This is a genomic window from Chthonomonas sp. (assembly GCF_035294165.1).
Taxonomy (GTDB): domain Bacteria; phylum Armatimonadota; class Chthonomonadetes; order Chthonomonadales; family Chthonomonadaceae; genus Chthonomonas.
This window is the reverse complement of sequence record NZ_DATGLN010000207.1, coordinates 35,980-57,052: the sequence shown is the minus strand read 5'-3', so window position 1 is coordinate 57,052 and position 21,073 is coordinate 35,980. Positions and strand designations below refer to the sequence as shown.

At 53.8% G+C, this 21,073-nt stretch carries 14 protein-coding genes; 10 read left to right on the top strand and 4 right to left on the bottom strand.

Annotated features, from left to right (window positions below):
• Window positions 1-14: 14 nt before the first annotated feature.
• Window positions 15-1,340, top strand: coding sequence for a sulfatase (locus VKV29_RS11400; RefSeq protein WP_324201432.1), 1,326 nt, complete (start codon window positions 15-17; stop codon window positions 1,338-1,340).
• A 76-nt stretch (window positions 1,341-1,416) separates the two neighbouring features.
• Window positions 1,417-3,843 (top strand): hypothetical protein, encoded by a 2,427-nt coding sequence (locus VKV29_RS11395; RefSeq protein WP_324201431.1) that lies wholly within the window; start codon window positions 1,417-1,419, stop codon window positions 3,841-3,843.
• Here the strand turns inward: VKV29_RS11395 and VKV29_RS11390 are convergent.
• Window positions 3,814-4,380, bottom strand: coding sequence for an HAD family hydrolase (locus VKV29_RS11390; protein ID WP_324201430.1), 567 nt, complete (start codon window positions 4,378-4,380; stop codon window positions 3,814-3,816). The genes VKV29_RS11395 and VKV29_RS11390 overlap by 30 nt on opposite strands.
• Before the next feature lie 240 nt (window positions 4,381-4,620).
• Here VKV29_RS11390 and VKV29_RS11385 point away from each other — a divergent pair, with 240 nt between their 5' ends.
• The 4 genes from VKV29_RS11385 to VKV29_RS11370 all read left to right on the top strand — a co-directional run bounded on the left by VKV29_RS11385 (window position 4,621) and on the right by VKV29_RS11370 (window position 10,392).
• Window positions 4,621-5,442, top strand: a complete 822-nt coding sequence (locus VKV29_RS11385; protein WP_324201429.1) for an S-methyl-5'-thioadenosine phosphorylase — start codon at window positions 4,621-4,623, stop codon at window positions 5,440-5,442.
• Between the two features lie 3 nt (window positions 5,443-5,445).
• Window positions 5,446-6,525, top strand: coding sequence for an S-methyl-5-thioribose-1-phosphate isomerase (mtnA, locus tag VKV29_RS11380; protein WP_324201428.1), 1,080 nt, complete (start codon window positions 5,446-5,448; stop codon window positions 6,523-6,525).
• Between the two features lie 68 nt (window positions 6,526-6,593).
• The gene (locus VKV29_RS11375; protein WP_324201427.1) at window positions 6,594-9,767 is read left to right on the top strand and encodes a type ISP restriction/modification enzyme; all 3,174 of its coding nucleotides are present in this window, start codon (window positions 6,594-6,596) and stop codon (window positions 9,765-9,767) included.
• A gap of 109 nt (window positions 9,768-9,876) precedes the next feature.
• Window positions 9,877-10,392: an adenine phosphoribosyltransferase gene (locus tag VKV29_RS11370; protein ID WP_324201426.1), complete on the top strand. Its 516-nt coding sequence runs from the start codon at window positions 9,877-9,879 to the stop codon at window positions 10,390-10,392.
• 183 nt (window positions 10,393-10,575) lie between these two features.
• On the opposite strand, the gene VKV29_RS11365 is transcribed toward VKV29_RS11370, so the two are convergent.
• The 3 genes from VKV29_RS11365 to VKV29_RS11355 are packed head-to-tail and all read right to left on the bottom strand — an operon-like array spanning window position 10,576 to window position 16,356.
• Window positions 10,576-11,766 (bottom strand): D-galactonate dehydratase family protein, encoded by a 1,191-nt coding sequence (locus VKV29_RS11365; RefSeq protein ID WP_324201425.1) that lies wholly within the window; start codon window positions 11,764-11,766, stop codon window positions 10,576-10,578.
• Between the two features lie 14 nt (window positions 11,767-11,780).
• Window positions 11,781-14,189: a glycoside hydrolase family 127 protein gene (locus VKV29_RS11360; RefSeq protein WP_324201424.1), complete on the bottom strand. Its 2,409-nt coding sequence runs from the start codon at window positions 14,187-14,189 to the stop codon at window positions 11,781-11,783.
• The gene (locus VKV29_RS11355) at window positions 14,128-16,356 is read right to left on the bottom strand and encodes a glycoside hydrolase family 2 protein (protein ID WP_324201423.1); all 2,229 of its coding nucleotides are present in this window, start codon (window positions 16,354-16,356) and stop codon (window positions 14,128-14,130) included. Before VKV29_RS11355 ends, VKV29_RS11360 begins: the two co-directional genes overlap by 62 nt.
• Window positions 16,357-16,702: 346 nt before the next feature.
• Between VKV29_RS11355 and VKV29_RS11350 the strand changes: the two genes are divergently transcribed.
• From VKV29_RS11350 to VKV29_RS11335, 4 genes are all read left to right on the top strand, one after another.
• Window positions 16,703-17,344, top strand: a complete 642-nt coding sequence (locus VKV29_RS11350; RefSeq protein ID WP_324201422.1) for an anthrax toxin lethal factor-related metalloendopeptidase — start codon at window positions 16,703-16,705, stop codon at window positions 17,342-17,344.
• A gap of 106 nt (window positions 17,345-17,450) precedes the next feature.
• A complete protein-coding gene (locus VKV29_RS11345; RefSeq protein WP_324201421.1) occupies window positions 17,451-18,497 on the top strand; it encodes a WD40 repeat domain-containing protein in 1,047 nt (348 codons plus the stop codon).
• Window positions 18,498-18,502: 5 nt separating this feature from the next.
• A complete protein-coding gene (locus VKV29_RS11340) occupies window positions 18,503-19,288 on the top strand; it encodes a type III pantothenate kinase (protein ID WP_324201420.1) in 786 nt (261 codons plus the stop codon).
• Between the two features lie 113 nt (window positions 19,289-19,401).
• The gene (locus tag VKV29_RS11335) at window positions 19,402-21,072 is read left to right on the top strand and encodes a glycoside hydrolase family 44 protein (protein WP_324201419.1); all 1,671 of its coding nucleotides are present in this window, start codon (window positions 19,402-19,404) and stop codon (window positions 21,070-21,072) included.
• The last annotated feature ends 1 nt before the right edge of the window (window position 21,073 follow it).

The following is a 21,073-nucleotide window of genomic DNA, read 5'->3' as shown; positions in this document are numbered from 1 at the left end:
CCAATGAGAGATAAATGAACGTTCTCCTTATCGTCATAGACACCCTAAGAGCCGACCACCTTGGCTGCTATGGTTACCCACTCGCTACTTCGCCCAACATAGACCGACTCGCCGCACAAGGAGCCAGGTTTACCCATTGCTTCGCCCCCGGCATCCCCACAACACCCGCTCATACCACCATTTACACAGGCCTTCACCCCATTAGCCACAACATCGTTTGCCATGGTGGCCAAGTAGACCTCGATCGAAAAATTCCCGTTCTGCCCGAACTGCTCCAACAGGCTAACTATACTACCGCTGCCGTAGATAATCTTTACGATATAAAACCTTGGCTTGCTCGCGGCTATGAGTTCTACATTAACCCCAGCTTCCGTCATAAATTGCGTCTACTCGTATCATGTGAAGAGATCAACGCGCGGGCTATCCCTTGGCTGCGTCAACATAAAACAGAAACGTTCTTCCTCTTCCTCCACTATTGGGAGCCACATACCCCCTACCTCCCTCCCCAGCGCTATAGGATGTTTTACCCGTCGGATAAAGACCCTTTCTCAGGCCCCGATACGATGGAACCGGTAAGACGTCAGCCGATCTGGGGCATGTTTCATGACATCTGGTTTAAAAAATTAGGCCCTGTCCGTGACGTAAACTATATCTCTTCGCTCTATGATGCCGAAATACGCCATGTGGATGAAGGCATCGGTCAACTCCTAGATGCTCTTACCGAAGAAAACCTCGACCAAAACACCCTTGTTATCCTCACCGGGGACCATGGCGAAAGCCTTACCGAACACGACATCTACTTTGAACACCACGGACTCTACGATCAGACCATCCATGTCCCCCTCATCATGCGACATCCAAACTACATCAGGCCGAATACGGTTATTTCAGAGATGGTACAACACCTCGATATTGCACCCACAGTGCTCTCCGCCGTAGGGGCTAACCCGCCACCTCACATGGAAGGCAAAAGCTTTTGGCAACCCCTCATCGAAAACCGCCCTTTTCAAGGATGGGATCGCATCATTAGTTGCGAAAACACATGGCAATCGAAATGGGCACTTCGTACCCGCGACCGCAAGCTGATCCTTGCCCGTCGTCCCGACCGGCATGGCATGCCGCCCATCGAGCTGTACGATCTCGCTCAAGACCCAGCAGAATCTCGGAATTTGGCCGACTCCCACGCCGATGAAGCTCATGCCCTGCAAGAGGAATTAGAGTGCTGGATATCCCAAGAACTGGCGCGAATTGGCCGTACAGAAGACCCACTACTTGCTCAACCTATCTCTCTAGGTCAAAAATGGGATGCCTGGGTACGGATCGGCCAAGAGACCCGGTAGCTGGTCACTACTTTCTGCCTCTTTCGTAAAGAATATGTCATAATGTGGCTGTCGCTGTGTTCCCCCTATATGCCCTATGCCTATCGCCGTATCCTTAGCACTGATCAAGATTTGGGCCTTATTCTCACCCTTACAGAATCAACCCCCTGTAAGCTCCGCTACACCACCTCCTTCCGCCTTCGTCCGCCCACCATCAGCGCCGCCTCAACAATCCTTTCAAATTCACCTAGAAGGCCCCTTCAACATCAGTCCGGATGGCGTCTACCATGTCAGCGGCGGCATCTCTATTAACTATCTCGGTACCACCATCAGCGCAGATAGAATGGATGGAAGTTTTAAAAACGGCTTCCTCTTCAGCGGCAATGCGCGTATCGAACGAAATGGAATAGTTGCTACAGCCGATACCATCTTCTTCTATCCCCCCGATGGAAGCTTCCGACTAGGCAACCCACATGGCATGCTTACCCCATCCCTGTTCAGCGGAAATATCTACTCGCCTATCTTTATAAAGGGCCAGACACTTGAAGGCAACCAGTCCGGTTACCTATTTGGCCAAAGTCTCTCGGCCACCACCTGCACCCAGCCCACCCCGCACTATCAACTGCAGATAAGCTCGGCGGAGCTAGTGCCCTACCAAAAGCTAACGCTCCGAAAGGTAAGCATCTTCTTTTTTGGGGTGAAACTCATTACGCTGCCAGAACTTGTAATTCCCCTCAATCAACGTCTTCCAAAACGCCCGCGCACCAACTACCTTCCGGAGTTCGGTCAAAATATAGACGAGGGCTACTTCGCCCGCTTCCCTTACGCCTTCGCAGAAGGACGGGATGCCGCCGGCCTCTTCCGCCTCGACATCACACAAAAGCGCGGTATTGGCTATCGCTTCGAACAAGAGTATCTCGCCGGCAAGCAGACCCCACAAACATCGCCGACAAGCGGAGCCTACTCGGCAGATAACGGCGTGTTCGTCTCTGCCTACGGCTACGGCACCATAGGCAACCGTCTTCCGCGGCTCGGAACCGGACTCGGCCCGACTAATGGTGGGCTTTTTACTCTTCAAGGCTACCTATCCCAAGGCTTCAACACCAACTTCAGCGCAAGCTTCAAACACCAGCAGAACATCGGCAGCAACAACCGCTTTGCTATCGACTCGGAACTGCAACGCAATAGCTACGCCTTTGGCTCGGGCACCATTCGCTACGACACCCAAACCACCCGCTTCGATTTTAACCACACCGACCCTCTGCACGGCACGGATGGCGACCTTACACTTAATCTCGCCACCAGCTTCTCACCCGGTTTCTTTAGCCGTCAACTTACCGGCAGCCTTAAACAAGACTTTCTCTTCGGCTCCTCCGGCAGCACACATAATAGTCTGTCCTTCGACTTAGAGCTTTCCGATCTTCTCTCCGGTGGCTCGGGCTTTTCCTCAAAATCGGAACGACTTGATGAAAACTTCAGCTATCAACATGACGCGCGTGAGTACGCTCTCTCTCTGGTGGCAAACGGTTCTACCCCCATTGGTACCCAAACAGGGGGCTCGTTCGGTGTGCTGCAAAAGCTGCCGGAGCTTAAAATGGACTTCAATACATACCGTTTCCGAGGGGGGTGGCTACGAAAACTGCCGCTAACTCTCGATTTGGGTGTAGGGCAGTACTCCGAACCCGGCTCCGAAGTGAATACCGATCGCGTGCTTTTAGGCCTCAACACACAGCCCATTACTCTTCTAACGGGACGAACCGAACTCACAACGGCCCTCGGTTTCGAGCAACGCTTCTACGGCGATGGAGCCGCCGAATATCGCCTCCACGACGACATGCATCTACGCCAACACATTGCGGGCCGCTCCGGCTTCGACATAGATTACGTCTACGATCAGCCGGAAGGGGCTACCCCTTTCTACTTCGACCAACTGCGACGCTCCCATTATCTCTCTTTCGATGGTGGCTACCTGGATGACCCTCATTTCCAATTCACAGCGCGAGTCGGCTACGATCTCACCCACACGCCGGGTACCCTGCCCTGGCAATCGCTCTCTACACGCCTTATGTGGCGCCCAACTCCCTCGGTTCGCTTTGATGCAACCCAGGTCTACGACCCGAATCGCGGGCGCTTCTTTGCCCTCGTCAACCAGCTAAGCCTACGCGGAAAAAACGATTTCGGTCTCGACATCCTCGCCAACATAGACCCACAGCAACCGGGACTTCGACGTAAAATTACCCAACTGAACACCCAATTCTCTATCCCTATCGGGCGCTCGTGGCGCATTAACGGCCTCTACCTCTACAGTGGTCTAACGGGGAGCTTCACCGGACAAAACCTCCAAATCATCCACGACTGGGATTGTCTCGAGATGAGCCTAACCTACACCAATAACGTCGGCGGCTTCCGCCCGGAATGCGCCTTCTATCTCTCTATTCGCATCACCGCCTTCCCCTTCTTCCGCGCCTTCGGCTATGGCCCCGCCGGTCAGGCTCTAGGAACCGGTATCGGTAGCCTCTACTGAAAGTATCCATTCGACGGCGTTCCATAGATCGGCACAGACACATTCGGGTTGCGGTGCGGGAAAGCGACAAGGCTCGTAAGCCCGCGTGTGTCCACTTAAAACCAGCACGGTCCGACATCCTACCGACGCCCCGGCGGCAATGTCCTTCGGTGAATCCCCTATCATGTAGCTTCGATGCAGATCAATATCGTGCTCCGCGGCAGCGCGTAAGAGCATCCCCGGAGCCGGTTTGCGACAGGAGCATCCCTCCTCCGGACGATGAGGGCAGAAATATACCGCATCTATCCTTCCTCCCTCCAAGGCGACTTCCGACTGTAACCGTGTATGAACTTCTGCCAAATCGTCTAAGGTCATCAATCCTCGCCCAACGGCAGATTGATTGGTTACAATCATCACTCTAAAGTTCGCTCGATTCAACCGTTCTATAGCCTCGCCCACCCTCGGCAACATCCTCAGCAACTCGGGACGGGTCACGTAGTCGCCTCCCTCCACGCTCAGCACCCCATCCCTATCCAGAAAAACCGCTCTTGTTATCACTGTGCTCCCTCTCTTCTAGTGCAAAACCGATGAACTGCTGAATCTTACCGTCATGAAACGATTTTCGGTCAACGCACCGCCTCTTCGCATGCTTCGACGCTTCAGAAAAGAGCACCGAGTCGAATCCATTCCCCAACACCCTGCAATCCCCATTCCCCCAAAAGTTTGTCGTGAGCGGGTAAAATAGACGCCGTCTACTATTCTTCATCCCATAGATTTAGAGGAGCTTTTTACTGTAGGATGCCTTCTGATAACACAACCCCTACCGCGGAGATCGGGGTCTTCGGCGGCAGCGGTTTTTACTCTCTCTTTGACAAGGTAGAGGAGATCGCTGTGGATACTCCGTTCGGCCCTCCAAGCGATAGTATCTTCCTTGCCACCCTCTCGGATCGTCGAGTAGCCTTTCTTCCGCGACATGGGCGCCACCATACCATTCCTCCACACGCCATCAACTATCGGGCGAATATATGGGCGATGAAACGACTTGGCGTACGCTTTCTCATCAGCCCTTGTGCTGCCGGCAGCTTGCAAAGCCACATTAAACCCGGCGACTTCGTGGTGTGCGATCAGTATGTAGATCGTACCCGTAACCGGAAAGATACCTTCTACGACGGTCCAGAGGTATATCATGTCTCAAGCGCCGATCCCTATTGCCCTCATCTGCGCAAACTTGCTATCGAGGTCATCCGAGAACAAGGTATCCCCGTCCATGAGCGCGGAACGGTGGTGGTCATTCAAGGCCCTCGCTTCTCCACAAAAGCCGAAAGTCGCTGGTTCACTCAAGCCGGATGGGAAGTGATTAACATGACCCAATATCCGGAAGCCTACTTGGCTCTCGAACAAAATATCGCCGTGGTGAATATCTCCCTTATTACAGACTACGATAGCGGCCTAGTGGCCGAAGGTGAGGTAGCACCGGTGACCCAAAAGGAAGTCTACGAAACCTTTCTGAAAAACGCGGAACGCATCAAGAAAGTTGTCAAGGAGTTGGTGCAGAGAATTCCGCTCGATCTAGACAGCCCTTGTCATCACGCGCTAGATCATGCCAAAGTTGAGGCTTGAACGATGTCGGCACAACGGCTCGGAACAACTCTGCAAACGGTGGACTGGCGCGAGGGACGCCTAGTTTTAATAGACCAAAACGCCCTTCCCCATCGCCTTACGTACATTACCTACACCGATTGGCGGGATGTTGTAGAGGCCATTCGCACTATGGTCGTTCGAGGTGCCCCCGCCATCGGTTGCACGGCCGCCTTAGGCATGGCGCTCGGTGCACAAAATAGTCCCCCGTTCGATACCGGCGACGCGCTCCTCGCTCACCTCGACACGATGGCTCAAGCGTTTCGTTCGGCTCGCCCAACCGCGGTGAACCTTTTTTGGGCTGTAGACCGCATTCTTGCCGTCGCACGCGAGGCTTCTGATAGTGCGGAACATATCCGTCAGGCCGTTCTAGATGAAGCCCTTCGCATGCTTGAGGAGGATATCCAAGTTAATAGACGCCTCGGCTATCATGGCGCCCAACTCCTTCCCCAGCACGCCAGTGTGCTTACCCACTGCAATGCCGGCGCTCTCGCTACGGTGGGCTACGGCACCGCCCTCGGAGTCGTTCGGGCTGCTGTGGAACTAGGCAAAACGGTGGAGGTTTTTGCCGATGAAACGCGACCGCGCCTGCAAGGAATGAAGCTCACCGCCTGGGAGTTGGCTCAGGATTCGATTCCTGTTACCATCATTGCCGACAATATGGCCGCCGTGCTCATGCGAGAAGGAAAGATTGACTGCGTGATCGTCGGGGCCGACCGCATCGCCGCCAATGGGGATACGGCCAACAAAATCGGTACCTACGGCCTTGCCGTCCTCGCGCACTATCACGGCGTTCCGTTCTACGTGGCTGCGCCCGTTTCCACCTTCGATCTCCGCCTCCCCTCAGGAAACCTTATTCCCATCGAGCAGCGAGACCCGCAAGAGGTTACCCACATTCAAGGAAATCGCATCGCCCCAGAGGGCGTCCCAGCGCTAAACCCGGCCTTTGATGTTACCCCCGCCGAGCTTATCCACGCCTTCATCACCGAAATTGGCGTTCTCTATCCACCCTTCGATTCTCTCCACGAACGCCTCACCAACGATTCGAACTCATATGAGCCTTAAACGAACGATTCCTCCGAGGGCTTGTAAGCGCCCCCTCCGCTTAACCTCCTTCCGATGGGAGCGTTGCCATGGACGATAACCGCTCCTTATTCGAAGACTACCTGCAGCAACTGGCCAAAGTGGCCGCCCAAGGCGATGCCCGTGAAGAGAGCTTCTACTTCGCCCTTCAGGCCATGCTAGAGGCCTTTGCGCAAACAATCCATCGAGACGTGGTAGTGACCGCGCTTCCTCGCCCCACAGACGCGGGAAACCCCGACTTTCGTGTTTGGGATGGAAGCCAACATATCATCGGCTATATAGAGGCGAAGCGACCAACGGAGGAACACCTCGACAAAATCGAGAATTCAGGCCAACTTGAGCGCTACCGGGCAACGTTTCCGAACCTCATTCTCACGAATTTTCTTGAGTTCCGCCTCTACAGAGACGGTAAAAAGGTAGAGACAGCCCTTCTCGCGCGCCCTGCGGTTCTCAATACGTTGCGCATAGCGCCTCCTACAGAAAATCCAGCGTCTCTCTACGCGCTACTTGAACGCTTTTTCAGTTTTGTCACCCCCAAAGTCTATAGTGCCGCATCTCTCGCGGCGGAGTTGGCCAAACGAACTCGTTTCCTACGAACTGTTGCCGAAGAACAGCTCAAACGGGAAGAAGCGGCTCCCGGCGAACTGTACAGCTTCTACGAGGCGTTCAAAACCTTCCTCATTGCCGACCTAACACCGGAAGCTTTTGCCGACCTGTTCGCCCAAACGATTACCTACGGACTTTTTGCAGCAAGAACACGCACCACGGATAACTTCCAGCGTCGTTCCGCAGCCGAACATATCCCTCATACCATAGGCGTCTTACGCAAGCTGTTTCAATTTATCTCCTCGGCCGACCCTCCGACCGAACTGATCTGGTGCGTAGATGACATCGTGGAGGTTCTCTCGGTCGCCGATGTCAACGAGATACTCGACCGCTATTACCAAGAAGGCAAAGGCAACGACCCTATCATCCACTTCTACGAAACCTTCCTTTCAGAATACGACCCTCAGGAGCGAGAGCGCCGCGGCGTCTACTACACCCCTGAACCGGTTGTTTCTTACATTGTTCGTTCGCTTCACGGGCTGCTTAAAGACCGTCTCCAAGAGCCTGAAGGCTTGGCCTCAAACAATATCACTCTGCTAGACCCTGCCGCAGGAACGATGACGTTTGTCGCCCAGGCTACTCAGCAGGCCGTCTCCGAGTTTCAAGAAAGGTACGGAGCCGGCGCCCTTACCGATTTCATTCGGAACCATATCCTAAAAAACTTCTTTGCATTCGAGTTAATGATGGCCCCCTACGCCGTCGGCCACCTCAAAATGAACTTCCTTCTTAAAGAGCTTGGTTACATCCTTTCTAACGACGAGCGCGTGCGTTTTTATCTTACAAATGCTCTGGATATTGAAGAGCTTGAGACAAGCCGACTTCCCTTCTTCTCCGCCCTCGCCGCCGAATCGCAGCAGGCGCTCGAGATCAAGAAGCAGACCCCCATTCTCGTCATTCTCGGAAACCCACCCTATTCCGGTGAGTCGACCAATCAAGGAGCATGGATAAGAAGCCTCATTGAAGCCTACAAACAGGTGGACGGGCGGCCTCTTGGAGAGAAAAACCCCAAATGGCTACAGGACGATTATGTTAAATTCTTGCGTTTCGCCCAGTGGAAAATCGAGCAGGCCGGCTGCGGCGTTGTAGGCATGATCTCAAACCACGCCTACCTCGATAACCCGACATTCCGCGGTATGCGTCAAAGCCTGCTACGCACCTATGATGAGATTTACATTCTGAACCTTCACGGCAACACAAGAAAGCGCGAAACCTGCCCGGACGGCTCGCCCGATCAGAACGTGTTCGATATTCAACAAGGCGTAGCCATTGCGCTCTTCGTGAAGCAACACAGGCAGACAGACCATGAGGAAGGCAAGGCAGAAGCAAAGATATACTATGCGGACCTGTGGGGTTCTCGCGAATCCAAGTACGCATGGCTTAGCTCAAATCACCTTAACAGCACACCATGGCAACCGCTGCAGCCTTCCCCTCCCCTCTACTTTTTCGTTCCGCGCAATAATGATCTAGAAGCTATTTATCAACGATACCCTTCTCTACCTGAAATTTTTCCGGTCTACAGCGTTGGCATCGTAACCGCCCGCGACCGTCTGACCATTCACCGGACTCCGGAAGAGGTTTGGAACACGGTTACCAACTTCGTGCGCCTCGAGCCGGAATTGGCCCGCCAAGCCTACCGCCTCGGCAAAGATGCCCGAGACTGGAAAGTGGAATGGGCGCAAAAAGATTTAAGCGATTCGGGGCCATCAAAGCAGCACATTGTGCCAATCCTCTACCGTCCCTTCGATGTGTGCTATACATACTATACTGGCATCTCTAGGGGTTTCCATTGTAGACCCCGTTTAGAAGTCATGCAACATTTGCTCATAGGACAGAACTTAGGTTTGATAACCCATGCACGAGAAGAGCTTAGCATTCCTTGGTCACATGCTCTCATTACGACAAGCCCTGTTGAACACGGAGCTCTGTCCTCAAAAACAACGAACTATCTCTTCCCACTCTATCTCTATCATAACGGCGAACAAACCCATCTCTTCGATCAACACAACGATCTACAACGGACGCCGAACTTAAATGCCACACTAACAACAACCTTAACGCAAGCCTACGGACGATCGCCCTTACCCGAAGAGATATTTCACTATATCTACGCGGTTCTCTATGCGCCCACCTATCGAGAAAGATACTATGCGTTTCTTCAAAGTGACTTTCCGAGAGTGCCCTTTCCTACACGTTCCGACCTTTTCTCGCGCTATGCCGATCTCGGCGCACGGCTCGTTCAGATTCATCTGCTACGATCTACCGAACTGAACCCTCCACTCTGTAAATATCACGGGGAGGGCAACCATCTTGTGCAACAGACTGGGGCTACCGGCTTGCGCTATGATCCCGTGGAACAGAGGGCTTACATTAACGCACATCAGTATTTCGCACCGATACCCCAGAAAGTCTGGGAGTATCCTATAGGAGGCTACCAGGTCTGCGAGAAATGGCTGAAAGAAAGGCAGGGCCACCGTCTCTCACTCGATGAGATTCAAACCTTCTGCCGAATCGTCACCGCTCTCGATCGAACAATAGGGTTACAACAAGAAATAGATGCCCTCTATGAAGAGATAGAGACGTGCCATATCGAACCGATTAAGGCAGGCGGAACTCCCTAAAGATCGGCCCAATACAACACAACAATCATTACGAAATAGGAAAGGAGGTAAACGCGGGTTCCTCGGCAGTAAGAATCGAGTTCCCGCACAGTTCTCTATGGAAAAACTTTTGGCTGAAGCTCTTGTGCGTGACGTGCCGGACTTTCCAAAACCGGGCATCCTTTTTAAGGATATTACACCGGTTTTGCAAGACTATGACGCCCTCAAGCAGGTCATAGATAAGATGACCGAACAGAGTCGACCGCTAAAGGTGGACGTGGTGGTGGGCATTGAGGCGCGAGGGTTCATCTTTGGTGCCCCGCTGGCGCTCGAGTTGGAGGTGGGCTTTGTGCCGCTGCGCAAACTCGGAAAACTGCCCTACAATCGGCTCGTAGAAGAGTACGCCCTCGAATACGGCACAAATACAGTGGAGATTCATACCGACTCCATCAAACCGGGCCAAAGAGTGCTTATTGTGGACGACGTACTCGCGACCGGAGGCACAGCAGCCGCAGCCGCTCGGCTTGTGGAACGAGCCAGCGGGCAGGTAGCAGGCCTTTGCTTCCTCATCGAGCTAGACTTTCTTGAGGGGCGAAAAGCGCTCGAAAACTACCCTATCATCAGCCTTATTCACTATCAAGAATAGCTTCTAAACGACCCGAAGGCATGGAATATCATGCCTTCGGCTACAGATGCTGGGCGACTACCGTTGGTCAAACCGTGCCCCAATAGGACGCAGGGCTTAAAAGGGTAGGCACAAGGCCTACCCTTACATCCTTCTTATGGCAACCCTGTGGGATAGGTATGAGCGGCCATCCGGCCGCTCGTTTCAGTAAACATGCATCGTGCCGTCAGCGCGACGTACGATGGGCATGAAGGCCCGCTTATAGGGATATTTTTGTAGCTTCGCGGTATCTATCTCAATCCCTAAACCGGGGCGCTCGTTGGGGTAAAGAAAGCCTTGTCGCATCTCCGGTATCCCCTCTATAACATCATAGACCGGCTCCGGAAACCGTGTCCACTCCTGAATACCAAAATTCGGGATCGCTATCTGCAACGCCACAGAAGCCGCCTGCGCCACAGGCCCAATATCCGCTGCCCCGTGAAAAGCACTTCGCACATTGAAAGGCTCTGCCAGCACCATGATCTTTCGCGCTTCCGTCAAGCCACCTACGTGCAGGGGCTTAATGCGAATGTAATCTACCCACCGATTCATAAAAACCGGTAGACAGTCCCAACGCGACGTAAATATCTCTCCGATGGCTAAGGGAGTCGTCGAGGCAGCACGCACGAGCGGCCAGCTCTCCCGATGCTCCGGCATAAGCGGGTCTTCAAGATAGAATAGGCGATATGGCTCTAACTCCTTGGCGAGCCGTGCTGCCTGAATAGGGTCAAGTTGTTCGTGCACATCGTGCAGCAGTTCTATCTCCATGCCGAGTTTGCTTCGCAAGTGGGCGAACAGCTTGGGCACTTGCAGCAAGTAGGGCGTTGGCTCGTAGAGGCTCGTTGACGGAGCCTCCGGATGCAACGGGGGCAGCTCTCCAATAACTCCTGCCCCACCGTATGGGCCTACCTGACATCGAACCGCGCGAAATCCCTGCTCTATAAGCTTGCGAGCGTTATCTTCACACTCCTTTTCATCCCGACCACCCGCATGGCTATAACACATCACCCCATCCCGTGCCCGCCCGCCAAGAAGCTGATAAACCGGTAAGTTGGCGATTTTACCCTTTATGTCCCAAAGCGCTAGGTCTATCGCAGCCAGCGCTGCCATGAAGATAGGGCCGCCACGCCAATATCCCTGCCGATAGATCAGATGCCAAATGTCCTCAATGCGCTGAGGGTCTCGTCCAATAAGTAATGGAGTAATATGTTGGATGGTAGAAGCCACAATCGGCTCACTCCCATTGAGTGTGCCCTCACCAACACCCCACAGCCCCGAAGTGTCCGTCAATACTTTGATAAATAGATAGTTTCTACCCGGACATGCCAGATAGACCTCAATATCGCTTATCTTCATAAGAGAGCCACCACCTACCTTTCTCTTAGCACCGACTGCGAGGGAGATACTTGGCGCCGAATCTCACATCGGAAAACACCACCAGCGATCGCATTGGGATGAGCTTGAAAAGTGACCGTGATGCCCTGTTTTCCACGTGTCAGGTCGAACGGGATGGGATAATCTACTTCAAAGAAAGCGCCTGGGTGATTGTGAAGTAAGGTCTGAGTCGCCAACTTTTGCCCATCTACAAGAATATCAAAAACACGCTCGCCCCCCTCATCTCCCCAATACATGCACGTAAGCACCATGGGCTGGTGGGGCAACACTTTCAATTGCCAGGAAAAAGAGCCGGTAGCATCACGCCACTGCCCTCCGTTGAAAACACCGGTATTGCTGTCGTGAGCTTGCACATGATGCGCCTGCTCCGAGTTTATATCACCGGGCTGAACTCTATCTACAACCAGTGCCTCCCGCTGTGCCCGCTCCGCCAGGGCCGCTTTAAAGCGAGCGTATTGCGGGCTGGCCTTGTCTATCAATCTCCAATAGACCCCATAGGCCTGATGGATCACCCTGTAGAGCGGAATGAAGGTGATAGCAGGATCGGTCCCAATGCTTTTGTAGACTAGGGGCTGGCCCGCAACGGGCTGTAACATGGCGGGCGCGGCAAGGTTGTTGATGGGGATATAACCGGCCGTTAGAGGCAGACCATGCTCATCTAACAGGTAAGTCTCTCGCACCTCTGGCGTGATAATGCCGGCCAAAACGATCGGCCCCACCATAAAGGCCACCATATTCTTATCGTCCGGCATAGACACGGTGTGGAGTGTCATGGGCATCTTCACCTCAACCGTATCGCCGTCGCGCCACAACCGCTCTATGGGAAGATAAGAACCAGGTTTTACCGCAAACATTAACGGTTTTCCGTCTACCCATACCCGATAATCTGCTGTCGTCCACGCCGGAACCCGAAGGGTGAGTGTCAGTCTTGTAGGTCTGCGCACGCGAAACAGCAGCTTGGTGGTATCCGATTCTGGAAAGTCCGTCTCTTGAATGAGGCGCAGGCCCTTCTGCTGCCAATCTAGCTCTGACGGAATGAACAAATTAACATAAAGACCATCTGAGCTGTGAAAATAGATACTATCGTTCAGCTTCGCAAACGATTCGACACCCGTGCCGTAACAACACCAAAACGAATGGGTAGGGGTTCCCCACTGTTTTGCATTACCGGCAGCGAGCGGTGTGTAGTAGATCATCATGCCGGTTTGGGGGTCTTGCGCCTCAAGGATACCATTGTAGAGGGCTCGCTCATAAAAATCCGCGTACTTCTCATCTGCCGTCCAGGTGAATAGGGTACGAGTGACCTTCAGCATGTTGTAGGTTGTACACGTCTCCTGATTATTGGCGACAAGAGTATTTGCCAATCGGTCGGGCGGGCCCCAAAACTCTCCTGCATTGCTTCCACCGGTTGCATAAGAGCGTGTTTGCGTCACCAGATTCCAAAAGTAGCTTACGATAGAGCGGTAAGTCGGGTCTCTGAACAGCTCATAGCGCCTTGCCGCCCCCAATATCTTCGGAATATGCGTATTTGCGTGGATACCGGTGAGGTCATCGTGGTGAAGGGCTAGAGGCCCTAAGAAAGAGGCCTGATCGAAACGATGGGCCAAAACGAGATCGTTTGGATTGTGGGTCAACGTATAGAGCCGGTAGAGCACGGCAGGCATTCCGCCAAACTCCACCTGCAAAACACGATCCATCTGCCAAGGTGCGAGCCGGTCGGTGCGCTGTTTAAAGTAGGCCGCCATGCGTTCTGCTATCCGCAAAGCCTGCTTATTGCCGCAAAGCGTATAAGCATCCACAAGGCCGGCCATGATCTTATGAATGGTGTAGTAGGGCGCCCAAACGGGTTTACCGGCCTCTAACCTGTCGAAAAACGAGGTAGGAAAAGCGGAAAGATACTCGCCCCCTAACGCCTTCTGACATTTTGCCAACTCCGCCACCAGGTAATCTACACGCTGTCTGAACGCCTCATCTCCTGTAGCTCTGTAGAGCAAGGAACAGGCAGAAAGGTAGTGTCCCACAAAGTGGCCTCGTACTTCACAATCGGGTGCCTCCCAACCGCCTAATGGTCGCCCCGGATGCGGCAATCCTGCATTAACGCGAAAGTTATAGAGCAGCCGGTCAGGATCAAGGGAAAGTAGATAGTGCGCATCCGCTTCACGAGCCGTAAGAAACGGGCTTGGCAGCAGTCGAACGTCGCGCATATCAAACGGCTGAACGACTCCCGGCCAGAAGGAGTGCGGCAGCACCTTCTCCCCGCTTGCTGCCGCTTCCCCTCCCAAGCCTACAATCAGGTACAAAATGCCGATGGCGCCAAGCACGCTACCTGGAATGCACCGTCTGCTCAACTCCACCCCCCTCTCCAACAAACTCCACATCCACATACTGACCTCCCGTCGTCTGGTGGCAGTGTACTGCCAATAGGTTTGGCCCGGGATGCAGGGTTTTGAGAGCCTCCGGTCGTATCGGAACGACCTCATACTCTGTGAGAAAGCCAGGTTCCTCAAACGCGAGGACACCATTGATGTAGACCTGTACATCCTCATCGTGATGCAGCAGCAATAGAGGATGTTTCAAAAGATCGGCCTTCAGGTCTACCGTGCGCCGCAACCAGATGTCGTCCGTGTTCCATTCGGTATGAACGATAGCTCCCGGCGTGCCCTGCGTGCCGAACCCTGCCGCCCCCTCTTTCCATCCCGAATCGTCGAAGCCAGGTTTGAACCACCCCTCTCCAGGTCTCTGAGTAGTATATCTCCAAAGAATGGTCTTCGTCAGCACGGCAGGCTCGGGTAAGGGAGGGACATTATCGAATTTGCCCTGGTTTACCTCCGTCATGATCTTCGGGTTCATCTTGATCTCGGCGCGGTCGTAGGTCATAATCCCGTTGCACTCCGTCTCCACATCGCTTAACTGGGTATAAACCGCCGCACACAACCCCGGATTGTCGCGTAACTGCCATACCTTTTGCAGCAGTTGAGCGTAACGCAACGTGAGCATCTCGCGATTTGGCAGTCCCTGATAGCCCCAAGATTTCTGCGACCACGTGTGCCCCTTCACCGCAAAACCAAGCCCGCCAAACTCCCCAAGCACAGCGGCGCGATTCGGCTCCGGCTTAGGACTACCCGGCCCCGGATAGTTGTGCATGTCAATTACATCGCCAACCCTCTCATCCGTCCATCCACTCGCATTATCTACCAGACGAGAGGGGTCTAGCTCTTTTATCATGGAGACAATGCGAGCCGTATCAAACTGCCCCCATCCCTCGTTAAACGGCACCCACATGATGATGCAAGGATGGTTCCAGTGTGTCTGGATCATCGCGCTGAGTTCGTGTTCGAACTGCCGGTCGCGCCGTGCCAAAATCTCTGGGTCTAAATTCGCCGGGCGGCCAGCACTGGGCATGTCTTGCCACACCAAGATGCCCAGACGGTCGCAGAGAGAATACCAGACGTCCGGCTCGACCTTCACATGCTTGCGCAAAAGGTTAAAACCAAGCCGCTTGATCGTCTCTAAATCGTAGCGCATAGCAGCCTCACTCGGCGCCGTGTATAGCCCATCGGGCCAAAACCCTTGGTCTAACAGACCGATCTGAAAAATCGGCCTGTTATTCAGCAGGATGCGCGTAATGCCTTTTTCATCCGGCCCTATCGAGATCTTGCGCATCCCAAAGTAACTCTTCACCCTGTCCACGGCGCCGTCGGAGTTGCGAAGCGTTACCGTTAGTCCATAAAGAAACGGGTCGTCAGGTGACCATAATTTTTCATTGGGAATAGTAAGCGTTAGCTCCGCATTTGGCGCTCCTGAACCCCGTGCCACCACACTGTTCTGCTCCGTTGCCTGCGCTTCAACCTCATAGCCGGTTGTAGGGCCGTTAACGAACACCGTTAGGTGTAGTTGAGAGTGGTCTATATCGGGGACGATCTTGAGATCGGAAATATAGGTATGGGGTACCGGTTCAAGCCAAACGGTTTGCCAAATCCCTGTGGTCGGTGTGTACATAATACCGCCGGGGTGCAGTGTCTGCTTCCCATGCGGTTGCAGTCCACCCTCTTCACCGTCCGTCGGATCGTAAACCGAAACCAGCAGGTCTTGTGGCCCGCCTGACTTTAGCGCCTCCGTGATGTCGAACGTAAACGGATCGTAGCCCCCTCGGTGGGTACCGATCTTTTTCCCGTTTACCCATACGTTCGTCTCCCAATCCACAGCCCCAAAATGCAGCAACACACGCTTCCGATGCCAGCTCGATGGCACCTCGAAAACGCGGTGATACCACACACGCTCATCCGGCGAGACCGAGCGCATCACTCCCGAAAGCGCCGACTCCACAGGGAAAGGCACCAAAATGTGACCATCGGCCGTTCCCGACCAGGAAGCATCCTTCGGGGTAATGGCATACTCCCAAAGCCCATTGAGATTCTGCCAAACACTTCTCTCCATTTGCGGTCGTGGATACTCTGGATGATCGTTTGTTGGCGACACCGAGTCGGTCCACCGCGTTTTCAGAGGGCCTGTAGCCGCGTGCCATTCCTCCCCTTTTACATTGCTCTGCATGAATACTCCTCCTAAAAGCAAGATTGTCAATGCGCCTACGAACTTGGCAAACCGGTAAAACCCACGATCCATCTCGGCGACTCCGTGATAAAGTTTGTGGGCGACCTCGCCCTATGCAAGCGGTCGTTTGATAGAGAATACCCGAAAGTATTCTCTTAAAGGCAACATTTCTACACACTGCGAATAAAAATTAGCCATCGGCTGCCCCTTTTCCTTCCCACCGTCCATACCCAGCCTGCCCTTAAGCAAAGTGCCCCCATGACCGAAAATAGACACAACCTCCATTGCCGACGGTGCTATTTGCTGGGTAAGCACGCTCATTTCGATGACGTTGAAGGATACGACAATGACATCACAAAACCGAATAATGCGCTTCTCTATCGGAACTCTTTTTATTGCCACCCTGTTGGCCGGATTAACACGAACCACACCGGCCCCGGCCGAACTCCGCTTCTATGATGATGCCCCTCATGCCGCGGAATGGCAGGCCTTCTACAACCAATTGCCTGCCGTTTGGAAAACCGACAAGATCATCATCGTGCAAGAGGTCTCGCATCAGCAGCTCACACAGATTTTCAAAGAGGCCTATGGTGCAGTCCCTGCCAACTCCGATGGCATAGATGGTTGCTATCAGTTCGGTGGCGAGCGAATAGATGCCGACGCAACTATCAGCCTCTTAAATACACTCCACGGAGATGCCGCCATCGAGGTCTTCGCCCACGAATACGGGCACTTCGTGTGGGATCAGCTTCTGAATCATGCCCAGCGCGAGGCTTACCGCCAACTTTGGCAGCAACAAAAAGCCCAACATCATCTCATCACCGGCTATGCAGCAACCTCGCCTGAGGAGGGATTTGCAGAAACTTTCGCTTACTTCTTTTGTAATCGTAAGGAGCTTGACGCCAAAGCTCGCTCCTCAGAAATCTTTCTATCCGATCTTCTAGATACCTCCGGCGGCAAGAGACAGGTGGCGCAATCTCATTCTTGACTCTTATTTGAGAAAACGACATAATAAAAGTCAACTTCGAGGCCGGTACTCTTCTTTGTACCGGCATTCTTTGTAGCCTTCACGTTCTGAAAAAGGAGAAAGATTCGTGCGAAACCTTTCGCGCTTCGTTGCCTTTTGCGCGCTGGCTCTGGCACCCATCTCTGCGGCCGCGCAGGTTTGGAGCCCCGATGCCAAACAGCTGATCATCGAGGGTGCACCTCCCTTACGCATGGACTTTACTTCGGCTGCTGCAGCCGTTGCGCCCACCCCTACCCCTTTGTTGCCCAATAACGCGCCTGGCACTCTTTTTGCCTTCTCTCCAGATGGTAAAACGCTCGCCTATCGTAATGGTAGCGGCGATCTGGTGCTTATGGACATACCTACCGGCAGAACTATCCCTTTGGAAAGCCGCCTAGAGGCTCCTGTGAGTTGGGCACCGGACTCTAAAACGCTTGCAGCGGTCTGCCGCAACGATTCCGGCCAACTCATCCTGCATATAGACTACCGAGAGGGAGGTTATCGCATAAAGCCCATTGTACTCCCTTTCCATAACTTGGCCAGCACCTGCCTGCCTGTACAGTGGGTGCCAGAAACCGATAACGTCCTGCTTGCGGGCGGAGACGGCACGAAGCGAGACCTCTGGCTTGTAGACGCCGGTATTCCAACACACCTGACACAAACCGGCGATGTGCTCGGTTTCGTGGTTTCGCCAGACGGTAGCCGCGTGCTTTGGATACGCCGTAGCCCCAACACCCACTATATCCTTTTCTCGCTCTACGAACTTATCATCAACGCACGTAGTCTGCGCAAACTCGATTTTCCCAATCGCCTTCCACAAGTCAATCCTAATCCGCACAACGCCGTAGATTCCGTGACACAGGCTGTGCTCTCGACCGACCTAACCCATATCGCTTTCACCACCCTTCAACACAAGTCGCCCGATACAGTAACGGTCTGGCTCACTGATATCAAAGGGAGCACAGTTCAGAAGGTTACCACGCTTACCTCACCTCCGACAACCCCGCCCTCCTTCTCACCAGAAGGGCACCTGCTTGCCGTTCTTGGAAGACAGAAGCAAACCCCTGTGCTCGTACTCTTCGACCTGCAAGCCAACCTCGGTCGAACGATAGCGCTGACCCCACCAGGACAGTAGCCGCTATGCTGCTTGCACTCGATGTCGGAAACACCAATATCGTCTTCGGAGTCTATCCGAATCATCAAGACCCCATCATCGGCCCTTGGCGGCTTCATACCGATCGCGATCGCACCGCCGACGAGCACGGTTTGCTTATCAAAGCGCTGCTCGAACACAATGGGCTTCATCTTAGCGATATCGATCATGTGGCGCTATCGAGTGTCGTTCCCACAATGAATGACACTTTGGTGGAGTTGGCACAACGCTATTTCGGCGTGCAGCCTTTCATCGTCACGCCTCATGTCCAACTCGGTATCACCATCCACTACTCGCCACCCTCCGATGTGGGAGCCGACCGCCTCTGCAATGCGGTGGGCGCCTTCGCGCGCTATGGTGGCCCCGCTATCGTGGTAGACTTCGGAACGGCCACCACATTCGATGCCATTGCACCTAATGGCGACTATTTAGGAGGGGCCATCTTGCCCGGCATCGGCATCTCAATGGATGCGCTTTTTCGCCAAGCCTCCCGCCTTTTCCGGGTGGAATTTGTCGCTCCCCCAAAAGCTGTCGGAACCAATACCGTTCATGCCATTCAAAGTGGTCTCGTCTTCGGTTATGCCGGCCAAACCGATGCCATGGTAGAGAGAATACGCAGTGAAATCGGGCAGAATGCCCGCGTCATCGCAACAGGAGGCTTGGCGGAGCTGATCCACGGCGCAAGCCAAACGATTGAGATCGTTGACCAACTTGTTACCCTTGACGGTCTCCGTATTTTATTCGAGCGGAACCACCCAGACGGCCCGAAGTAGGCCCGCCGTTTTTGGAACCCGGTGGGGTAGAATATCTGTTGTTCTAAGTAAAGCGCTTTACTTACCTTATCACGCCCGTCTCAAATCCATTCAGATAAACCTTGGAGGTAACCATGTCCTCGCGAAAACGTCCCGCGGCACGAAACGCCCAGATTTCACGGCGAACATTGCTTGCAGGCGCTGTCGGTGGGTTCCTCGCGCCGCTCGCGCTTCAGATTCGTTCTCGCTCCCAAGGCCCGGCTTTACAGGTCAATGTAGTGCTTCAGCGTCACCCCATCAACCCACACATCTACGGCATCAACGGATATGGTATTGATCCTAGCCTGGCTAAAGAGATCAGGTTGCCGGCCACGCGATGGGGTGGCGATAGCACCACCCGCTATAATTGGAAAGTAGACGCCTCCAACGCCGGAGCAGACTGGTTCTTTATGGCAGGGGATGGTAAAGACAACCCTGTGCCGGGTCAATCCTCCGATGAATACGTACAACACGCACTCTCAGTAGGAGCCAGCCCCATCATCACCATCCCTATCATCCAGTATATCAATAAGGTCTCACAGTGGGACTGCTCCTTCCCTGTCTCCATCTTTGGCCCGCAACAAGCGGTCAACCCCTACGTGCATCCCATCGTCAACGGCAAACAGACCGATGCCGGTAATGGCGTTCGCCCCGATGGAAGCCTGATTACCTTAACTACCGACCAAATCCTGCGCATTCACATCGTCAATACTCCCGACTTCCAAAAAACGTGGATACGGCACCTAGTCCAAAAGTTTGGTACGGCAGCTCATGGCGGAGTACCAATCTATCAGATGGACAACGAGCCGTTCGGTTGGTCGAACACCCACCGCGACGTCCATCCCAACCAGCCTACCTATACCGAGATCGTGGAAAGGACGATCCCCTTCGCGAAAGCCGTGAAAGAGGTAGACCCAACGGCCAAAGTTCTCGGCCCTGGCGATTTCGGTTTTGCAGCCTATCGCGGATCGCCGGAGAAAAACCCAGGCAACCTTTGGAACGTCCAGTACTATCTGCAGGCGCTACATCAGGCCTCGGAACAAGCCGGTATACGTCTGCTAGACTACCTCGACGAACACTACTATCCCACCAAAGATGATGGACTTCCCGATAACGACAACGACCCCGCAGTACAAGCCTGGCGTCTGCGGGCCACGCGCTCGCTTTGGGACCCCACCTACGTCGAAAAAGACTGGATAGGGAAGTACTTCGGCCCTATTGCGCTTATTCCCTCCATGAAAAAGTGGGTAAGCCAGTTCTTCCCCGGATGCAAAATATCCATCACCGAATATAATTTCGGCGCCCTCAACACCCTCAACGGAGCGCTGGCGCAGGCGGATGTGCTCGGCATCTTCGGACGTGAAGGGCTAGAGCTTGCCACCCTATGGGGTTCCCCCAAGGCAACCGATCCCGGCGCCTATGCCTTTCGTATCTACCGCAACTACGACGGGAAGGGAAACGCCTATGGAGACATCTGGGTACAGTCGGTTAGTGCGAACCAAGAGGAGCTTGCAATCTACGGAGCCCAGCGCTTGAAGGATCACGCCTTAACGCTGGTGATCATCAACAAAACCGCTAGCGACCTCACCAGCCAGCTTCATCTCACCGGTTTTCACCCGAAGAGCACGGCGGAGGTCTATCGCTACAGCGGCGCCAACCTACAGGCCATTGAGCGTCAACCCAATCTAACCGTCTCCAACACGGGCTTCCAGGCCACCTATCCGGCCAACTCCATAACGCTTATCGTGCTTCATCCTAAAGAGTAGG

What these genes read in the sequence shown, in the direction of transcription:
- VKV29_RS11400 (WP_324201432.1), top strand. Translation starts at nt 15, where the DNA reads ATGAACGTTCTCCTTATCGTCATAGACACCCTAAGAGCCGACCACCTT.
- VKV29_RS11395 (WP_324201431.1), top strand. Translation starts at nt 1,417, where the DNA reads ATGCCTATCGCCGTATCCTTAGCACTGATCAAGATTTGGGCCTTATTC.
- VKV29_RS11385 (WP_324201429.1), top strand. Translation starts at nt 4,621, where the DNA reads ATGCCTTCTGATAACACAACCCCTACCGCGGAGATCGGGGTCTTCGGC.
- mtnA (WP_324201428.1), top strand. Translation starts at nt 5,446, where the DNA reads ATGTCGGCACAACGGCTCGGAACAACTCTGCAAACGGTGGACTGGCGC.
- VKV29_RS11375 (WP_324201427.1), top strand. Translation starts at nt 6,594, where the DNA reads ATGGACGATAACCGCTCCTTATTCGAAGACTACCTGCAGCAACTGGCC.
- VKV29_RS11365 (WP_324201425.1), bottom strand. Translation starts at nt 11,766, where the DNA reads ATGAAGATAAGCGATATTGAGGTCTATCTGGCATGTCCGGGTAGAAAC.
- VKV29_RS11360 (WP_324201424.1), bottom strand. Translation starts at nt 14,189, where the DNA reads ATGTGGATGTGGAGTTTGTTGGAGAGGGGGGTGGAGTTGAGCAGACGG.
- VKV29_RS11355 (WP_324201423.1), bottom strand. Translation starts at nt 16,356, where the DNA reads ATGCAGAGCAATGTAAAAGGGGAGGAATGGCACGCGGCTACAGGCCCT.
- VKV29_RS11350 (WP_324201422.1), top strand. Translation starts at nt 16,703, where the DNA reads ATGACATCACAAAACCGAATAATGCGCTTCTCTATCGGAACTCTTTTT.
- VKV29_RS11340 (WP_324201420.1), top strand. Translation starts at nt 18,503, where the DNA reads ATGCTGCTTGCACTCGATGTCGGAAACACCAATATCGTCTTCGGAGTC.
- VKV29_RS11335 (WP_324201419.1), top strand. Translation starts at nt 19,402, where the DNA reads ATGTCCTCGCGAAAACGTCCCGCGGCACGAAACGCCCAGATTTCACGG.